Origin of the sequence: Streptomyces katrae, from assembly GCF_002028425.1 — a bacterium.
In the GTDB taxonomy this organism is placed as follows: Bacteria; Actinomycetota; Actinomycetes; order Streptomycetales; family Streptomycetaceae; genus Streptomyces; species Streptomyces katrae_A.
In genome coordinates, this window is the sequence record NZ_CP020042.1 from 2,046,820 (window position 1) to 2,063,065 (window position 16,246).

Genomic DNA, 16,246 nt, shown 5'->3' on the forward strand with positions numbered 1-16,246 from the left:
CCCCCTCGCGCCGGGCACCCGGCGGCCCCCGGAGGGTCCGTCGGACGGACGAGCCTCCCCCTTTCTGGTCCGTTTGTCGTAGTTCGGTGGCGTCCGTGTGATCTTCGAGCCCATGATCGCGGTGAACGCTCCGCCGTGAAGTGCACAGCCACAACGACTGCCGCTCCGCACCCGTCTGACGCAGGAACAGGGCTCACGACCCGAGGAGAACGCACATGTACGTCCGAACCGCCGCCGCGGCAGCCGCCGCCTTCCTGGGCCTCACCCTGACCATGCTGGGCGGGTCGGCGTCGCCCGCCGCCACCGGCCCCGGATCCGCACCGGGCTCGACGGGACTCCTGGGCCCCACCGTGTACGCCCACCGGGGGGCCTCCGCGTACGCCCCGGAGAACACCCTGGAGGCGATCGACCTGGCGATGCGGCTGGGCTTCGACTGGGTCGAGAACGACGTCCAGCGGACCAGGGACGGCGAGCTGGTGGTGATCCACGACGACACCCTGGCCCGCACCACCGACGTCGAGCAGGTCTTCCCCGACCGCAAGCCCTGGCGGGTCAAGGACTTCACGGCGGCGGAGATCGCCCGGCTGGACGCGGGGAGCTGGTTCTCGCCGCGGTTCGCCGGCGCCCGGGTGCCTACCCTGCGGGAGTACATGGAGCGGGTCCAGGACAACCGCCAGCGGCTGCTGCTGGAGATCAAGAAGCCGGAGCTCTACCCCGGGATCGAGGAGCAGACGCTGAAGGTGTTGGAGGAGACCGGCTGGCTGGACGCCCAGCACGTCGCACGGCGGCTGGTGGTGCAGAGCTTCAGCGCCGACTCCGTGCGCGTCGTGCACCGGCTGCGCCCCGACCTGGTGACGGCCTTCCTGGGCACCCCGACCGTGGCCGGCCTGCCCGAGTACGCCGAGTTCACCGACCGGATCAACCCGTGGCACACGACGATCTCGGCCGACTGGGTGGCGGCCGTGCACCGGCTGCGGGGGGCGCACGGCAAGACGATGGAGGTGGACACCTGGATCGTGGACGACGCCGCGACGGCCCGGAAGGTGCGGGAGATGGGGGTGGACGGAATCATCACCAACGCGCCGGACGTCGTACGGGGGGCCGTGGGCGGCTACTAGCCGCCGGCGGGCGGGGCTGTCGGTGGGGCGCCGTACCGTTGAGGCGTGGACAGCACCGAGCGGCCCCGCGGGCCGCACCTCGAATGGACCGTCCTCCCCAGCGAGATCGGTCCCCTGCTCCTGGCCGCGACCCCCGAGGGGCTGGTCCGGGTGGAGTTCCATGCCGGGCCCGAGCGGGTCGGCCGGATGATCGGCGCGCTGGTCTCCCGGCTGGGCGCCGAGGCCTGGCGGCCGGACCCGGGCCGGGAGGTGCTGCTGGCCGAGCCGATACGCCAGCTCAAGGCCTACTTCGCGGGTGCGCTGCGCCGCTTCGACCTGCCCCTGGACTGGCGGCTCAGTTCCGGGTTCAACCGGCAGGTGCTGCTGGAGCTCGACCGCTCGGTGCCCTACGGCTCGGTGGTGGGGTACGGGGAGCTGGCGGCCCGGGCCGGGCAGCCCGGGGCGGCCCAGGCCGTGGGCAACGCCATGGGCTCGAACCCGCTGCCGCTGGTGGTGGCCTGCCACCGCGTGGTGGAGAACGACGGGGGGATCGGGGGCTTCGGGGGCGGGGTGGAGACCAAGCGGACCCTGCTCGCGCTGGAGGGCGTCCTGCCGCAGCCGCTGTTCTAGGGGGTCTGATGGATCTCCGCGGCCCCGTCTTACCCGGTTCCCCTCGGCGGTAAGGGGTGGGAAACTGCCGCGGTGACTACTGCTGCCGCCTGCCGCCTCACCGCGTACGGTCCTGCCCCGGACGTCCCGCCCGCGCGCCCGCGACGGGGGTGTCCGGCGTGACCGCCTCCCCCACGACCCCGCCCGCGGCCTCCGCCGCCACCCCCACGACCGCGTCGTCGTCCGTCACCGCGGCCGATCTGCCGCGCATCCAGCGCCGGACCTCCGCGGTGCTCATCGCCGGGCAGATGCTGGGCGGCCTGGGCGTGCCCATCAGCATCGCCCTGGCCCCCGTACTGGCCACCGAGATCAGCGGCACCGAGGCCCTGTCCGGGTTCGCCTCCACCGCCGCGGTGATCGGCACCGCCCTGGTCTCCCTGCCGCTCGCCGCGCTGACCACCGCGCGCGGGCGCCGGGCGGGGCTGCTGGCCGGGTACGCGATCGGCACGGTCGGGGCGGCCCTGGTCGTGCTGGCCGCCTCCGTGAAGAGCTTCCCGCTGCTCATGCTCGGCATGGCCGCCTTCGGCGCCGCGTCCTCCGCCAACCTCCAGGCCCGCTTCGCCGCCGCCGACCTCGCCGCCCCGGACCGGCGGGCCCGTGCGATCTCGGTGGTCGTCTGGGCCTCCACCATCGGCGCGGTGCTCGGGCCGAACCTCTCCGCCCCGGCCAGCGACAGCTTCGCCGGCACCTCCATACCCCAGACGGCGGGGCCCTTCGTGTGGGCGGCCGCCGTCTTCGTCCTCACCGGCACCCTGCTCGGCGTACTGCTGCGGCCCGACCCGCTGCTGACCGCGCGGGCCCTGGCCGGGCCCGGCGAGGAATCCCGCCAGGGCCGCTCGCTGCGTGCCGGGTTCGCCGCCGTCAAGGCCTCACCACGGGCCCGGCTCGCGCTGCTGACCGTCGCGGTGTCGCACACCACCATGGTCTCGATCATGGTGATGACCCCGGTCGACCTCGGCCACCACGGCGCGGGCCTGAAGCTGGTCGGGCTGGTGATCAGCGGGCACATCGCGGGCATGTTCGCGTTCTCGCCCGTCATGGGCTGGCTCGCCGACCGGCTGGGCAGGTTCTCCGTGATCGGCCTGGCGGCCGGGCTGCTCTCGGTCGCCGCCCTGCTGGCCGGTACGGCCGCCGGGAACCACGCGCAGAGCGCGGCCGGTCTCTTCCTGCTCGGCCTCGGCTGGTCCGCCGGCATGGTCTCCGGCTCGGCGCTGCTGACCGACTCGGTGCCGCAGCCCGCACGGGCCGCCGTCCAGGGCCTGAGCGACCTGACGATGAATGCGGCGGCCGGTCTGGGCGGCGCGGCCGCCGGCCTGGTGATGTCCCAGGCCGGCTACGGCTGGCTCAACGCCATCGGCGCTTCGCTGCTGCTGCCGATGGCCGCGCTGGCCCTGTTCACCGCCCGGCGGCACCCGGCGGCCGCCGCACCGTAGGGCGACCGCCGTTTCAGAGGTTGATGTGGTAGGCCTTGCGCAGGGTCTCGTGGACCGTCCAGGTGGTCCGGTCGCCCTTGCGCAGTACGCAGGCCGAGCCGGGTCCCAGCTCCAGGGTCGCGCCGCCCTCCACTTCCACGGTGGCGCGGCCGCTGACGACCACGAACAGTTCGTCGGCCTCGGTGTCGGTGACCACCCCGGGGGTGATCTGCCAGATGCCCCGGATCTGGGAGCCGTCCTCGGACTCCCAGAGCACCTTGCCGGTCACCACCGGGGCGCCGGAGACGATCTGGGCGGGGTCGAGGTCCTCGGCCTCCAGCTCGCCGTCGGGGACGTCCGTGACGGATACGGCGAAGGAGGCGGGGGCGGCGCTGTGGTCACTGGTGCTCATGGTGCGCCAGCGTAGGGCGGCCGCGCCGGCCGCGGGGTGATCAGAGCGTCCAGCGCGGGCGCGGCGCGCGCGTCACTCCGTCGAGTGCGCGGGGCGGCTTCGCGCCGGAGTGGGCGGGGGCGCGTTTGCGGGCGCGCGCCCCGTGCCATGGATGGGGACATGCCACAGCACAGAGCAGCCGAGGTCCCCGTCCTGTCGGAAGAGGTGCGCGAGGCGCTCGCCGCGCGCAGGCCCGTCGTCGCCCTGGAGTCGACGATCATCGCGCACGGCCTGCCCCGCCCCCGCAACCTGGCCGTGGGCCTGGAACTGGAGGAGCTGGTACGGGCGGAGGGCGCCGTCCCGGCGACGGTCGCGGTGGTCGACGGGGTGGCGTACGCGGGCCTGGACAAGGCGCGACTGGAGCGGATCGCGGCGGGCGAGGGGGTGCGCAAACTCGGCCACCGCGACCTGGCCCCGGCGCTCGCGACGGGCGCCACGGGTGCGACGACGGTCTCGGCGACGGCCTTCCTGGCGGCCCGGGCCGGCCTGCGGGTCTTCGCCACGGGCGGGCTGGGCGGCGTGCACCGCGGGTTCGCGCAGACCCAGGACGAGTCGGCGGACCTGTCCCTGCTGGCCCGTACCCGGATCACGGTGGTGTGCGCGGGCGTGAAGTCCGTCCTGGACGTCCCCGCCACGCTCCAGCGGCTGGAGACGCTCGGCGTGGCGGTCGTCGGCTACCGCACGCGCGCCTTTCCCGGGTTCTACCTGGCGGACTCCGGCGAGCCGGTCGACTGGACGGTGGAGCGGCCGGAGGCGGTGGCGGAGATGATGGCCGCCCAGGACGCCGTGGCGGGCCCGGAGTCGGCCCTGGTGGTGGCCAACCCGGTCCCCCGCTCCGAGCAGCTGGACCCGGCGCTCCACGACCGCGTGCTGGCGCAGGCGCTGGCCGAGTGCGAGGAGCGCGGGATCACGGGGCAGGCGGTGACACCGTTCCTGCTGGGGTTCCTGGTACGGGCGACCGGCGGGGCCTCGCTGGAGGCGAACGTGGCCGCGGTACGGGGGAACGTGCGGCTCGCGGCACAGATCGCCGGGGCGTGGGCGGACCTGGCATGACGGGGCGGGAGCGGGGGCCGCCCGGACACGGCAGGCGCGGGGGACGGGGGCGGGGACGGCCCGGACACCGCACGCACCGGGGGCGCTGGTGGTCGTCGGGGACGTGGTCACGGACGTGGTGGCGGTGCACCGGGAGCCGCTGGCCCCGGCCACCGACACCGCCGCCCGGATCCGCACCCTGCCCGGCGGGGCGGGGGCCAACGCGGCCTGCTGGGCGGCCCGCACGGGCACCGCCGAGGTACGGCTCCTGGCGCGGGTGGGCTGCGAGTCGGCGCGCTGGCACGAGCGGGCGCTGGTCGACGCGGGGGTGCGGCCCCGGCTGGTGGTGGACCCGGCCGAGCCGACCGGGACGGTGGTGGCGCTGGTCGGCGCCGACGCGGAGCGGACGTTCCTGACCGACAGCGGGGCCTCCCTGCGGCTGTGCCCGGCCGACTGGGCGCCCTCCCTGCTGGACGGGGCGGCCCACCTCCACCTGTCCGGCTACCTGTTCTTCGCCGAGCCCAGCCGGGAGCTGGCCCTGGTCGCCCTGCGGGCCGCACGGACGCGGGGGGTACCGGTCAGCGTGGACCCCGCCTCGGCGGGGTTCCTGGCCGCACTGGGCCCCGAGGCCTTCCTGAGGGCGGTGGCGGGCGTGGGGACCCTCCTGCCGAACGAGGACGAGGCCCGCCTCCTGGCCGGGGTCCCGGACACCGCGCGGGCCGCGCAGGAGCTCAGCCGGCGCGTTCCGCTGGTGGTGGTGACGCGCGGCACCCGCGGTGCACTCGTCGCCGAGGACGGCCGGATCACGGCGGAGGTCGAGGCGGAACCGGCGGACGCGGTGGACACCACCGGCGCGGGCGACGCCTTCACCGGCGGCTTCCTGGCGGCCCGCCTCTCGGGCGCCACCCCACCGACCGCAGCCCGCGCGGGCTGCCACACGGCGGCCCAAGCAATAACCCGCCTGGGCGGCCGGCCCTAGGGCGCTACCGTTCGCGGATCCCGGTCCAGGCCGGGTGGCGGGGGTCGTCGGCGCGGACCAGGGCGTCCGCCGTCGATTGCGGGCCCGACTCGCGGGCGTAGCGGGCGAAAGCCGGCAGGGTCCAGTGGTCCGAGGGGTCCGTGCGCCGGGCCAGGGCGCCCGGTGAGAGGCTGATGTGCACGCTCAGGTCGAAGGGGAACCAGTGGCCCAGCAGGAGGGGGCCGTGCAGGATCAGGACGCCGCCCGGCGGGAGTTGCGCGTACGGGCTGCGGGTGGCGCGGTCGGTCACCGGGTCCCACAGGTCCGGCAGGACGCGTCCGGTGCCGCCGGGGTCCGTCGGCGCGAAGACCTCCCGCCACAGCGCTCCCGTGTCGTACCAGCCGCCCAGGTAGGTGTCCACGTCCTGCCGGCCGAACTCGAACCGCAGCGACGCCGGCTGCAGGAACCCGCCGGCCGCCACCACCAGCGCGGAACGCCCGCGCTGTCGCAGGGCGTCGGCCAGTTCGGCCGCGAGGACGCCGGTGCCGGCGGCGGGCGCGCCGTCGATGCCGACGCGCTGCCAGGGGCCGCCCCCTTCGGACGGTGCGTCGAGGTGGCCGGCGAGCCGCTCGGCCATCCGCTGCCAGGTGATCGCTTCCAGCTTCACGAACCAATTGTCAGTGGTCGCCCTTAGCGTTTTTCACGAGGGATCACCGGTGAACAGGAGCCGGCGGCCCGACTCTTGGGGAGGGGTCTGTCATGGCGCGGGAGACGACGTACCTGGAGCTGTCGCAGGAGGACGGCGCGGCGCACAAGTTCTACGAGGTGACCGTCGACGGCGTCCTCGTATCGGTGCGCTACGGCCGCATCGGCGCGGCCGGCCAGCTGCAGAGCTCGTCGTTCCCGACGGCGGAGAAGGCGCGGGCCGCCGCGGCCAAGAAGATCGGCGAGAAGGTCCGCAAGGGGTACGCCCCGGCGGTGCGGGGCGCGCGGGCGGCGCGGCCGGTGACCCGTCGCCAGGTGGCCTCGGCGCCGTCGACGGCCCGGGCGGTGGCGCCGGTGCTGTGGCGCTTCCGCACCGGTTCCGCGGCCTTCGGCATCCATGTGGACGAGGACCGCTGCTGGGTGGGCAACCAGGCGGGCGATGTCTACACGGTGAGCCACGGCGGGGAGGTGCTCGCCCGGTACTCGCTGCCGGACGGGGTGAAGTGCCTGGTCGCCGACGAGTTCTGGATCTACGCGGGCTGTGACGACGGCACGGTGTACGACCTGTCGTCCAAGGTGCCGTTCGGGGCGTACGGGATAGCCGCGGACGTGGACATCTACTGGCTCGACATCCACGAGGGCGTGCTGCACGTCTCGGACGCGAACGGCGGCCTGACGGTCATCGACCACGAGGACGAGCACCAGTGGTCCCGCAAGTCCGCGGGCAACGGCGCCTGGATGGTCCGCGCGGACGAGCGGGCGGTGTACCACGGTCACGCCGGCGGCGTGACGGCCTACGCGGCGGACGGCACGGGCCAGTTGTGGCACACGGGGACACCCGGCGGGGTGCTGTTCGGCTGGCAGGAGCAGGACGCGGTGTACGCGGGGACGGTGCGCAACACCGTGCAGCGGCTGTCGAAGGCGACGGGCGCGGTCGAGGCCTCGTACCGGTGCGACGCGGCGGTGTACTCGTGCGCGACCTCGCCGGACGGGCGGCACGTGTTCGCCGGTGACTCCTCGTCCTCGGTGTACTGCTTCGACGCCGACGGGCGGCGGCTGTGGAAGCTGGGCACGGGCAGCGGGTCGGCGCTGTCGATGCAGTACCTGGACGAGCGGCTCTACCTGGTCACGACGGACGGTTCGCTGGTGTGCGTGGACGCGAGCGAGGCGGCGATCGCGGCGGCCCAGCGGGGTTCCGTGCCGACGGCGGTGGACGTGAAGTCGGCCGCGGCGCTGCCGGTGTTCACCCCGGCGGCGTCGGCCGCCGCGGTGGCGACGGTGTCGGTGGCTTCGGTGCCGTCGGGCGGTGTGGTGGTCGAGTGCGTCCAGGTGGGCGGCCGGATGCGGGTGCAGGTGGTGTCGGACGGTTTCGAGCCGGCCTGGAACGTGCAGTTCCCGCGGGGGATACGGGAGGCCGGGGCCCGCTACGTGGTGGACGGTCTGCATGCGGCGGCCGGGGGCTTCTACCGGGTGCGGGGCGAGATACGCCGGCTGGTCTGACCGGGGTGGCCCGGGGCTGCCGGGGCCGGGGGGGCCGCTTGGACCCGTGCGGGTGGTGCCGTGGTGGACGGGGGTCTCCACGGCGCCGCCCGGGCGGCTCAGGGGGTGTGGTCCGGGCAGCCGCAGGGGGTGGCGCCGAGCGGGGCGGGGGCGGGCAGGGCCCAGGGGTCGTCGTCGGCGAGTGCGCAGGTGACGTGGAGGACGACCGGGGCGGGGCCGAGGTTGCGGCCGAGGTGGACGTGGTCGTGGCCTTCGGGTTCGACGAAGGTGGCCCCCGTGGGGTGGACCTCCACGGTGCCGTCGGACAGGATCCGGGTGAGGGTCCCGGAGGTGACGGCCGCCATGAGGGGTACGAGGTGGTAGTGCCAGCCCGTGCAGCCGCCGGGCGGTATGACGACCTCCCGGCCCGAGAGGTCCGCGGGGAGCCGCGTTCTCGTGTGCCTCTCCGTCGTCGCCTGCCGTGCGCCCATGTGCTCTCCTCCACGGGCTCACCGCGTCCCGTACCGGCTCCCGTACGGGGTCACGCTAAGTGGAGGTCATAAGGTCCGGACAGATTTTCCGAATAACCAATAACCCACCTCCGTAAGGTGATATGGGCACCGGTCGGCGGTATCACAACCGCATGAGTCTCGTCGTCTTCGAGTCACTGAGGCCGGTCCACTGCGCCGAGTGCCGGCGGGGTCCGCTGCGGCACCTCGTCCGTGAGTCCGGGGTGCCGCGCTGCCTGGACTGTGCCGACCTGGGGCACCTCGTGTACCTGCCGCGCGGCAACGCGGCGCTCACCCGCCGGGCGCGGGAGGCCAGTTCGCTGTCGGCCGTCGTGGTGCGCCGGCACCGGGGGCGCCGGCGCTACGAGCGTCAGGGGCTGCTCGTCGAGGACGCCGCCCTGGCCCGCGCCGAGCGCGCCTGCCTCGCGGACGCCGACGCCCGGGCCCGGCGCCGGGAGCGGGACCGGCTGCGCCGGGCGGCCGAGGACGTACGGTTCACGGCCGCCTTCGCCGCCGAGATCCTGCGGCTGTTCCCCGGCTGTCCGCCCGAGCGGGCGCAGGCGATCGCCGCCCACGCCTCGGTGCGCGGCAGCGGCCGGGTCGGCCGCACCGCGGCCGGCCGGGCCCTGGACGAGCAGGCGGTGTCGATGGCGGTGCGGGCGGCCGTGCGGCACACCGACACCGAGTACGACGCCCTGCTGATGGCGGGGGTGCACCGGTTCGAGGCCCGCGCCCGGCTCGCGGCCCGCATCGACGCGATCCTCGACGGATGGCGTGCGGGGCCCGTCAGTTGACGCGGAAGCGGCGGTAGAGCATCACCCCGCCGAGGAGCAGTGCGCCGCTGCCGGGCAGCAGGTAGCCGAGCCCGTCGGAGCCGGTGTGGGCGAGGGCCGCGGGGCCGCCGGCCGGCAGGGAGGGCGCCGGGGTCGCGGGCGGGGTGACGGGCCGCTCGGTGACCGGCGGCAGCGGCTGGGGCGGCTTGCCCCCGGTGGGGGTCTCGCCGTTGACGGAGGTGTTCCCGTGGGAGGCGTTGCCGGCGCCGACGACGCTCACCGAGTTCCCGCTCACGTTGAGCGGGAGGTCGACGGGGAGTTGGATGCCGTTGCCGGACAGCACCCCGGGAGAATCCTTTCCGCGCCCTTCGGCAGCGGCCCCGCCCCCTTGCCCGCCCCCGGGTTTCGACGGATGGGAGGGCCTGGGATCGGGATTCCCGCCGTCCGGGCCCGTGTTGGCACAGCGGTTGCCCGCGGCCGGGTTGAGCACGCCGACCACGCTCACGGTGTTCCCGCACACGTTCACCGGCACGTGGACCGGCAGCTGCACCAGGTTCCCCGAGAGCAGCCCCGGCGAGCGCTGGGCGGTCCCGCCCGCGTCGGCGTCGGCGTGGGCGAGGCCGCCCACTCCCGCCACCGCCAGGCCGCCACCCGCGACCATCGCCGCGATCAAGCCGTTCCGACGACTGTGACGCATCAGCATTTCCTGCCTTCCGGAGGGTTTCCAGGGCGTCGCGCCCGTACCGGAGACAACGCGGTGGACCCGTTCGGGTTATAGAGCCGGTAGGCATTTCACTCCATCGTGTACTGGGTAGTGCCTACTTCATGACAGAACGACCGCTGCTCCTGCTGGACGTGGACGGCCCGCTGAACCCCTTCCGGTCCCTCTCGGCGGGACTGCGCGGCTACACCAGCCACCGCATGCGCCCGGACGTCTGGCTCGCCTACCGCGACCCGCAATCCCGCCGCGCCCGTCGCGGGGTGCGGGTGCGCCTGCACCCCTCGCACGGGGCCCGCCTGCTGGCCCTGCCCTTCGAACTCGCCTGGGCCACCGCCTGGACCCATCAGGCCAACACCCTGATCTCCCCGCACATCGGGCTGCCCGCCGACCTCCCCGTGGTCGACTGGCCGGAGCTCTTCGCCCGCGACCCGGACGGCCTCTCCTGGAAGACCCGCCACCTCCTGGACTGGGCGGCCGGGCGCCCCTTCGCCTGGGTCGACGACATGATCACCCCGCAGGACCGGGCCTGGGTCCGCGAGCACCATCCGGCCCCGGCCCTCCTGCTGCGCGTCCTGCCCCGCCACGGCCTGCGCGAGCGGGACTTCGCGGCCCTGTCCTCCTGGGCGGCCGGGCTCAGCCCCGCAGGGCGCTGACCGGGTCCGGAGAGGGCCGGCCCGTGGGCCACCAGTCGTCCGTCCCCGGACGGGACTCGTAGGCGTACCAGAGGCCGTCGCGGCCCAGGCGGAGCTGGCGGGTGCGGTCGGTGAGGCGGTTGCGTCCGGGGCGGAAGGAGCCCTGTCCGGCGGCGAGCAGGGCGGGGCGGGCCCGGTCGAAGGGGCCGGCCGGCGGGTCCCACGGCTCGTCGAGGACGGTCAGCGCGGGCAGCCCGCCCTGCCGCCAGGCCGCGGCGGCGCGGGCCAGGTCGGTGGTGGTCCGCCCGGTGGCCCTGGCCAGTTCGCGGTAGAGGGCGCGGGCGGCGCCGGTGAGACCGGCCGTGGGGTGAGCGGAGGCCAGTCGTACGGCGTCCTGCCAGAGGCCGAGTCCGCCGATCGGGTCCTCGCCCGTGGTGAGCAGCGCCAGGGCGCGGGCGGCCGCGTCACCGGCAAGCTGCTCCAGCGCCAGCGGGTCCGGGGCCGCCGGGTCGGACGGGTAGGCGGGCGGCGCTCCCACCGCCGCCGGAGCGGCGAGCGGGGCGGGCAGCGGGGGCAGGACCGTGCGGGCCACCGCGGCGCGGGCCGGAACACCGGGGAAGTCCAGCGCGGCGTCGGGCCGTTCGCGCGCGGCGTGCGCGGCGTTGCGCCGGGCCAGGTCCTCCAGGAGCTCCCGCTCGCCGCGGCCGCGCAGGAGCAGCAGGACGAACGGGTCGGCGTCGAGGAGGCGGGCGGCCCGGTAGCAGAGGGCCGCCGCGTGCTTGCAGGGCGGTCTCGCGGGGTCCGGGCAGGAGCAGCGCGCCCGCAGTTCGCCCGCCCCGGGCAGGATCAGCCCGGCGAGGGACTGCGGGACCTCCCGCTCCAGCAGTGCCGCCAGCGCGGCGGGATCCGCCGCCACCGCCTCCAGCACCTCGGCCCACTCGGCGTCGGCGAAGGCAGCCAGGGCCAGCTCGGTGCGGTAGGGGCGGGCCCGGCTGCCCCGGACGTAGGCCACGATCCGGCCGGGGGTGACCGTCACCGCGTCGACGTGTCCCTCGCCGGCGTACGCACGGCCGCGCGCGAGGCGGCCCGCGTCCGGCGCGGACTCCTCCAGGGCGCGCACCCAGGCCCGGCCCCACCAGGTCACGGCCTCCGGCCCGGCGGGCACGGTCTCGAAGGTGCGGCGGCGGTCGTCCCGCGCGGTGATCATGCGGGCCTCCGCAGGGAGACGAGGTCGGCCAGCTCGCGGTCGGTGAGCTCGGTCAGCGCGGACTCGCCGGAGCCCAGCACGGCGTCGGCGAGGGCGCGTTTGGCCTCCAGGAGTTCGGCGATGCGGTCCTCGACGGTGCCCTCGGCGATGATGCGGTGGACCTGGACGGGCTGGGTCTGGCCGATGCGGTAGGCGCGGTCGGTGGCCTGTTCCTCGACGGCCGGGTTCCACCAGCGGTCGTAGTGGACGACGTGCCCCGCACGGGTGAGGTTGAGGCCGGTGCCGGCGGCCTTGAGGGAGAGCAGGAAGACGGGTACGGCGCCGGACTGGAAGCGGTCGACGAGTTCCTCGCGGCGGGGCACCGGGGTGCCGCCGTGCAGGAGCTGGCTGGGGATGCCGCGGGCGGCGAGGTGGCGTTCGAGGATGCGGGCCATCGTCACGTACTGGGTGAAGACCAGGACCGAGCCGCCCTCGGCCAGGATGGTGTCCAGCAGCTCGTCGAGCAGGGCGAGTTTGCCCGAGCGGTGCGGGATGCGCGGCTCGGCCTCCCTCAGGTACTGCGCCGGGTGGTTGCAGATCTGCTTGAGCGAGGCCAGCAGCTTCATGATCATCCCGCGCCGCTCGATGCCCTCGCTGCCCTCGATCACGGCCATCGCCTCCTCCACCGCCGCCTGGTAGAGCGAGACCTGCTCCCGGGTCAGGGACACCGGATGGTCGGTCTCGGTCTTCGGCGGCAGCTCGGGCGCGATACCCGGGTCGGACTTCTTGCGGCGCAGCAGGAACGGCCGCACCAGCGCGGCCAGCCGGGCGACGGCCGCCTCGTTGCCCCCGTCCTCCTCCTGCTGGTGCTCCACGGGGCGGGCGTGCCGGGCGCGGAAGGCGGTGAGCGGGCCCAGCAGCCCGGGGGTGGTCCAGTCGAGGAGCGCCCACAGCTCGGAGAGGTTGTTCTCCACGGGGGTACCGGTCAGCGCCACCCGCGCCGGGGCCGGGATCGTCCGCAGCGCCTTCGCGGTCGCCGAATGCGGGTTCTTCACGTGCTGTGCCTCGTCGGCGACGACCAGGCCCCAGCGCTGGGCGGCCAGCCGCCCGGCCGAGGCCCGCATCGTCCCGTAGGTGGTGAGGACGAAGCCGCCCCCGAGGGAGTCGAGGGTGCGGTCCCCGCCGTGGAAGCGGCGCACGGGCGTCCCCGGGGCGAACCTCTCGATCTCCCGCTGCCAGTTCCCCAGCAGGGAGGCCGGGCACACCACCAGCGTGGGCTCCGGGCGGGCCCGGTGCAGGTGCAGCGCGATCAGCGTGACCGTCTTGCCCAGCCCCATGTCGTCGGCGAGACAGCCCCCGAGCCCCAGCGAGGTCATCAGGTCCAGCCAGGCCAGCCCCCGCAGCTGGTAGTCCCGCAGGGTGGCCTTCAGCCCCGCCGGAGCGGCCGGCGGGACCAGCTCGCCCGTCAGCCGGTCCCGCAGCGCGGCGAGCGCGCCCGCCGGGACCGCTTCCACCGGCTCTCCGTCGACCTCGGCCGTCCCCGTCAGTACGGTGGCGAGCGCGTCCACCGGGTCCAGCAGGCCCAGCTCCCGCTTGCGCGCCTTGCGCACCAGCTCGGGGTCGACCCGCACCCACTGGTCGCGCAGCCGTACCACCGGCCGGTGGGCCTGCGCGAGGGCGTCCATCTCCGAAGGGGTGAGCCGGTCGCCTCCGAGTGCGAGCTCCCAGGAGAACGCGAACAGCCCGGCGGCGTCGAAGAAGGCCGTGCCGTCGGTGGCGGAGCCCGGCGCGGCCTGCCGGACGACGGCGGTCGCGGTGAGGGTACGGGCGAGCTCGCGCGGCCAGTGCACCGCGACCCCGGCCCGCTCCAGCCGGGTCGCGGCGGCGCCCAGGAGGTCTTCGAGCTCCGGATCGGACAGGGCGAGGGAGTCGGGCACGGGCTGGTCGAGCAGGCGCAGCAGCGGCGGCCAGACCCGGCCGGCCCGGCGCAGCGCGAGCACGGCGTCGATCCGGGCGCGCGGCCCGAAGCCGGCCGCGGCGGCCCCGGCCCACAGCGGCCCGGCGTCGGTCACCAGGGTCGGGTCGGCGAGGCTGTGCACCTGGACCACGGCGGCCCCGGCACGGCGGACGTCCTCCGGCTCGGCCTCGTCGAAGAGGCGGAACGCGGACAGGTCGAGCCGCAGGGAGATCCCCACCCCGGCATCGGCGCCCGCCGCGACCTGCGCGGCCCACTCCCGTATCCCGGGCACCTGCTGCGGCGGGGCCGCGGCGAACGGCGCTCCGGCGGCGAACGGCGCGGCCGGGGTGCGCGGCAGGGTGTCGGCGACGGCGTCGAGGAAGGCCCGGACCAGGGCCTGTGGTTCGGGCAGCGCCAGCGGGCGGCGCCCCGGGAGCGGGGTGGCGTACCCCTCGTACGGGAGGGCGGCGGCGACGGCGCGCAGGTAGCCGACGTCATCGGCGTCGAGCGGACCGGCGCGCCAGGCGTCGGCGCCGCCCGGCGTGAGCCCGGGCAGCAGGCGGCCCCGGGCCGTGAGGGCCAGGGCCTGTACGGCGGCGGTGCCCCAGGCCCGGGTGGCGGGATGGGCGGCGGGGCTGTGGGCGGCCCGGGTCAGCAGGGGCAGGGCCTCGGCCACGGGGAGGGTCAGGGCCGGCACGCTGCGGGTACGGACCCCGGAGCCGTGCGGCCGCACGACCTGGAGCGGATGCGGGGTCCCGGGGCCCTCGGGCAGCGGCTCCCCCTGGGGGCACCAGAAGGCCACCCGCCCCTCACGGGGGACCTCGGCGGGGAGGAACACGGCGGCCCGGCGCAGCAGCGGCGGCAGCGGCGACGGCCGTTGCGGCGCCGGCTGATCTGGCGACGGCCGATGCATCGACTGAGGCATCGACTGAGGCATCGGGTGATGCGACGGCTGTGGATGCGGCTGCGTGGTCACGAGTCCCCCTCCCTGGTGCTCGGCGCTCCGCCCGGTCGTGGCGGATCCCATGCCGCCGAGTCTAGGCGCGGCCACTGACAACGCCGCTGACCTGGGCATACGCGGGCCCTGCGGAGCGTGCCACCATGGAAGGGAGGTCTCCGTCGGGGCGAAGGGACGACCATGCGAAGCGGAAACGAGCCCCTGACCGCCCGCAGCCCGCTGCGGCTGCGGTTCTGGCTCAGCGTGTGGGGGCTGATCTGGGCGGCCGCCGGAGCGGCGGCGTTCTCGCTGGCCGGACGGCCCGGCTGGGCCGCGGCCTGCGCGGCACTGGCGGTGCTGGCCGCCGTGGACCTGGCCGTGGTGGTCCACCACATCCACCAGGGCCCGCACTACCAGCCGGGGCGCGACATCCCCCCGTACGAACCCCCGCGCAGCCGGTGACGCACGCGCCGGGCCGCGGACCCGGCGCCGTCAGCCCTCGAAGCGGGCCGCCTCCAGGTACTCGGGCTGCGGGTCGAGGGCGGCGGCGAGCCGGAAGTGCCGCCGGGCCCGCTCGGGCCGGCCGGCACGCTGGTGGGTGCGGGCCAGCGCGAAGTGGGCGAAGGCGTTGTCCGGCTCCCGCTCCAGGACCAGCTCGAACTCCAGCTGCGCGGGCCGCAGCTGGGCCGCCGCGAAGAAGGCCCGGGCGCGCAGCAGGCGCGCCGCGGTGTTCTCGGGGTGGGCGGCTATGACGGAGTCGAGCAGCCGGACCGCGCCGCGCGGGTCCCGGGCTTCGAGCAGCTGCTCGGCGGCCCGGTAGTCGATGACGTGGGTCTCGGGACTCGGGGGGCCGGCGGGCTCCCGCGGGGACGGCGGCGTGGGCGTGGTGTCGGGCACAGTAAGTCTCCTTCCCTCTGCGCACGCCCTCAACGCACCTGCGCACCAGGGTTGTTCCCCGGTGACGCGGCGGCCGCGTTCCGCTACTCCGCGCACGCCGCACGCACTGCGGCCCCGACCCGGGCGCGCCGTCCACGGCCCGCGCCCGCCGCCCGTGGGCGGGTGGCCGGGCTGCTCCGCGGAACTGTCGCTTTACGCGTCCCCCGTGCGCGCCGCGGCCCGCTCCCCGAGCTGTTCCCACACCGCGCGGACCTGGGGCTCCAGTGCCTCCAGCGGGCCGTCGTTGTCGATCACCAGCGTGGCCACCGCCAGCCGCTGTTCCCGGGTGGCCTGCGCGGCCATGCGGGCGCGGGCCTCCTCCTCGGTCATCCCGCGCAGCGCGGTGAGCCGGGCCAGCTGCGTCGCCGGTGCGGCGTCCACGACGACCACCAGGTCGTACAGCGGTGCGAGCCCGTTCTCCGTGAGGAGCGGGACGTCGTGCACCACGATCGCGTCGGGCCCGGCGGCCTCCTCCAGCTCGGCGGACCGGGCCCCGACCAGCGGGTGCACGATCGCGTTCAGCGTGCGGAGCTTCTCGGGGTCGGCGAAGACGATCGCCCCGAGCTTCGGCCGGTCCAGCGCCCCGTCATCGGTCAGCACGGACTTCCCGAAGGCCTCCACCACGGCCGCGAGGCCCGGTGTGCCCGGCTCCACGACCTCCCGTGCGATCCGGTCGGCGTCCACGACGACCGCCCCGTACCCCGCCAGCAGCCGCGAGACCTCGCTCTTGCCGGCACCGATTCCGCCTGTCAGGCCCACCTTCAGCATGCCCAGCACCCTAACGCCCCGCTC

Annotated in this window: 17 protein-coding genes; 9 read left to right on the plus strand and 8 right to left on the minus strand. The window is 75.6% G+C overall.

Features of this window, described 5'->3' with window-relative positions; translation table 11 throughout:
- The first annotated feature begins 215 nt into the window (after nucleotides 1-215).
- The 3 genes from B4U46_RS09295 (at nucleotide 216) to B4U46_RS09305 (ending at nucleotide 3,199) form a co-directional block, all read left to right on the plus strand.
- Nucleotides 216-1,118 carry a glycerophosphodiester phosphodiesterase gene (locus tag B4U46_RS09295; protein WP_079425759.1) on the plus strand — a complete coding sequence of 301 codons (903 nt, stop codon included), beginning with the start codon at nucleotides 216-218 and terminating at the stop codon, nucleotides 1,116-1,118.
- Between the two features lie 45 nt (nucleotides 1,119-1,163).
- A complete protein-coding gene (locus B4U46_RS09300) occupies nucleotides 1,164-1,727 on the plus strand; it encodes a methylated-DNA--[protein]-cysteine S-methyltransferase (protein ID WP_079425761.1) in 564 nt (187 codons plus the stop codon).
- Between the two features lie 158 nt (nucleotides 1,728-1,885).
- Nucleotides 1,886-3,199, plus strand: coding sequence for an MFS transporter (locus B4U46_RS09305; protein WP_398898361.1), 1,314 nt, complete (start codon nucleotides 1,886-1,888; stop codon nucleotides 3,197-3,199).
- A gap of 13 nt (nucleotides 3,200-3,212) precedes the next feature.
- Here the strand turns inward: B4U46_RS09305 and B4U46_RS09310 are convergent, their stop codons facing one another.
- Nucleotides 3,213-3,590 carry a cupin domain-containing protein gene (locus B4U46_RS09310; RefSeq protein ID WP_079425763.1) on the minus strand — a complete coding sequence of 126 codons (378 nt, stop codon included), beginning with the start codon at nucleotides 3,588-3,590 and terminating at the stop codon, nucleotides 3,213-3,215.
- A gap of 159 nt (nucleotides 3,591-3,749) precedes the next feature.
- Between B4U46_RS09310 and B4U46_RS09315 the strand changes: the two genes are divergently transcribed.
- Both B4U46_RS09315 and B4U46_RS09320 read left to right on the plus strand, forming a co-directional pair.
- Nucleotides 3,750-4,682, plus strand: coding sequence for a pseudouridine-5'-phosphate glycosidase (locus B4U46_RS09315; protein WP_100863858.1), 933 nt, complete (start codon nucleotides 3,750-3,752; stop codon nucleotides 4,680-4,682).
- An 85-nt stretch (nucleotides 4,683-4,767) separates the two neighbouring features.
- Nucleotides 4,768-5,640: a carbohydrate kinase family protein gene (locus B4U46_RS09320; RefSeq protein ID WP_079425767.1), complete on the plus strand. Its 873-nt coding sequence runs from the start codon at nucleotides 4,768-4,770 to the stop codon at nucleotides 5,638-5,640.
- A gap of 4 nt (nucleotides 5,641-5,644) precedes the next feature.
- On the opposite strand, the gene B4U46_RS09325 is transcribed toward B4U46_RS09320, so the two are convergent.
- Complete coding sequence (locus B4U46_RS09325; RefSeq protein ID WP_079425770.1) at nucleotides 5,645-6,286, minus strand: uridine kinase; 642 nt, start codon at nucleotides 6,284-6,286, stop codon at nucleotides 5,645-5,647.
- A gap of 92 nt (nucleotides 6,287-6,378) precedes the next feature.
- Between B4U46_RS09325 and B4U46_RS09330 the strand changes: the two genes are divergently transcribed.
- On the plus strand, nucleotides 6,379-7,824 hold the full coding sequence (locus B4U46_RS09330) for a WGR domain-containing protein (protein ID WP_079425773.1): 1,446 nt from the start codon (nucleotides 6,379-6,381) through the stop codon (nucleotides 7,822-7,824).
- A gap of 98 nt (nucleotides 7,825-7,922) precedes the next feature.
- Here the strand turns inward: B4U46_RS09330 and B4U46_RS09335 are convergent, their stop codons facing one another.
- The gene (locus B4U46_RS09335; protein WP_079425774.1) at nucleotides 7,923-8,294 is read right to left on the minus strand and encodes a hypothetical protein; all 372 of its coding nucleotides are present in this window, start codon (nucleotides 8,292-8,294) and stop codon (nucleotides 7,923-7,925) included.
- Between the two features lie 152 nt (nucleotides 8,295-8,446).
- Between B4U46_RS09335 and B4U46_RS09340 the strand changes: the two genes are divergently transcribed.
- Nucleotides 8,447-9,106: a DUF2293 domain-containing protein gene (locus B4U46_RS09340; RefSeq protein ID WP_079425776.1), complete on the plus strand. Its 660-nt coding sequence runs from the start codon at nucleotides 8,447-8,449 to the stop codon at nucleotides 9,104-9,106.
- Here the strand turns inward: B4U46_RS09340 and B4U46_RS40170 are convergent.
- Nucleotides 9,099-9,782 carry a chaplin gene (locus tag B4U46_RS40170; RefSeq protein WP_079431652.1) on the minus strand — a complete coding sequence of 228 codons (684 nt, stop codon included), beginning with the start codon at nucleotides 9,780-9,782 and terminating at the stop codon, nucleotides 9,099-9,101. The genes B4U46_RS09340 and B4U46_RS40170 overlap by 8 nt on opposite strands.
- 128 nt (nucleotides 9,783-9,910) lie before the next feature.
- Between B4U46_RS40170 and B4U46_RS09350 the strand changes: the two genes are divergently transcribed.
- Entirely contained in the window at nucleotides 9,911-10,459 is a 549-nt protein-coding gene (locus B4U46_RS09350; RefSeq protein WP_079425778.1) for a hypothetical protein, read from the plus strand.
- On the opposite strand, the gene B4U46_RS09355 is transcribed toward B4U46_RS09350, so the two are convergent.
- The gene (locus B4U46_RS09355) at nucleotides 10,440-11,645 is read right to left on the minus strand and encodes an SWIM zinc finger family protein (RefSeq protein WP_079425781.1); all 1,206 of its coding nucleotides are present in this window, start codon (nucleotides 11,643-11,645) and stop codon (nucleotides 10,440-10,442) included. The two genes, B4U46_RS09350 and B4U46_RS09355, sit on opposite strands and share 20 nt — an antisense overlap.
- Nucleotides 11,642-14,494, minus strand: a complete 2,853-nt coding sequence (locus B4U46_RS09360) for a DEAD/DEAH box helicase (protein ID WP_079425783.1) — start codon at nucleotides 14,492-14,494, stop codon at nucleotides 11,642-11,644. The genes B4U46_RS09355 and B4U46_RS09360 overlap by 4 nt, the downstream gene beginning before the upstream one ends.
- Before the next feature lie 225 nt (nucleotides 14,495-14,719).
- Between B4U46_RS09360 and B4U46_RS09365 the strand changes: the two genes are divergently transcribed.
- Nucleotides 14,720-14,980, plus strand: a complete 261-nt coding sequence (locus B4U46_RS09365; protein WP_079425785.1) for a DUF6343 family protein — start codon at nucleotides 14,720-14,722, stop codon at nucleotides 14,978-14,980.
- Nucleotides 14,981-15,010: 30 nt separating this feature from the next.
- Here the strand turns inward: B4U46_RS09365 and B4U46_RS09370 are convergent, their stop codons facing one another.
- Both B4U46_RS09370 and coaE read right to left on the minus strand, forming a co-directional pair.
- A complete protein-coding gene (locus tag B4U46_RS09370) occupies nucleotides 15,011-15,415 on the minus strand; it encodes a tetratricopeptide repeat protein (protein WP_079425787.1) in 405 nt (134 codons plus the stop codon).
- 192 nt (nucleotides 15,416-15,607) lie between these two features.
- On the minus strand, nucleotides 15,608-16,222 hold the full coding sequence (gene coaE / locus B4U46_RS09375; protein WP_079431653.1) for a dephospho-CoA kinase: 615 nt from the start codon (nucleotides 16,220-16,222) through the stop codon (nucleotides 15,608-15,610).
- Nucleotides 16,223-16,246 lie beyond the last annotated feature (24 nt).

What these genes read in the sequence shown, in the direction of transcription:
- B4U46_RS09295 (WP_079425759.1), top strand. Translation starts at nt 216, where the DNA reads ATGTACGTCCGAACCGCCGCCGCGGCAGCCGCCGCCTTCCTGGGCCTC.
- B4U46_RS09310 (WP_079425763.1), bottom strand. Translation starts at nt 3,590, where the DNA reads ATGAGCACCAGTGACCACAGCGCCGCCCCCGCCTCCTTCGCCGTATCC.
- B4U46_RS09315 (WP_100863858.1), top strand. Translation starts at nt 3,750, where the DNA reads ATGCCACAGCACAGAGCAGCCGAGGTCCCCGTCCTGTCGGAAGAGGTG.
- B4U46_RS09330 (WP_079425773.1), top strand. Translation starts at nt 6,379, where the DNA reads ATGGCGCGGGAGACGACGTACCTGGAGCTGTCGCAGGAGGACGGCGCG.
- B4U46_RS09335 (WP_079425774.1), bottom strand. Translation starts at nt 8,294, where the DNA reads ATGGGCGCACGGCAGGCGACGACGGAGAGGCACACGAGAACGCGGCTC.
- B4U46_RS09340 (WP_079425776.1), top strand. Translation starts at nt 8,447, where the DNA reads ATGAGTCTCGTCGTCTTCGAGTCACTGAGGCCGGTCCACTGCGCCGAG.
- B4U46_RS40170 (WP_079431652.1), bottom strand. Translation starts at nt 9,782, where the DNA reads ATGCGTCACAGTCGTCGGAACGGCTTGATCGCGGCGATGGTCGCGGGT.
- B4U46_RS09350 (WP_079425778.1), top strand. Translation starts at nt 9,911, where the DNA reads ATGACAGAACGACCGCTGCTCCTGCTGGACGTGGACGGCCCGCTGAAC.
- B4U46_RS09355 (WP_079425781.1), bottom strand. Translation starts at nt 11,645, where the DNA reads ATGATCACCGCGCGGGACGACCGCCGCCGCACCTTCGAGACCGTGCCC.
- B4U46_RS09360 (WP_079425783.1), bottom strand. Translation starts at nt 14,494, where the DNA reads ATGCATCGGCCGTCGCCAGATCAGCCGGCGCCGCAACGGCCGTCGCCG.
- B4U46_RS09365 (WP_079425785.1), top strand. Translation starts at nt 14,720, where the DNA reads ATGCGAAGCGGAAACGAGCCCCTGACCGCCCGCAGCCCGCTGCGGCTG.
- coaE (WP_079431653.1), bottom strand. Translation starts at nt 16,222, where the DNA reads ATGCTGAAGGTGGGCCTGACAGGCGGAATCGGTGCCGGCAAGAGCGAG.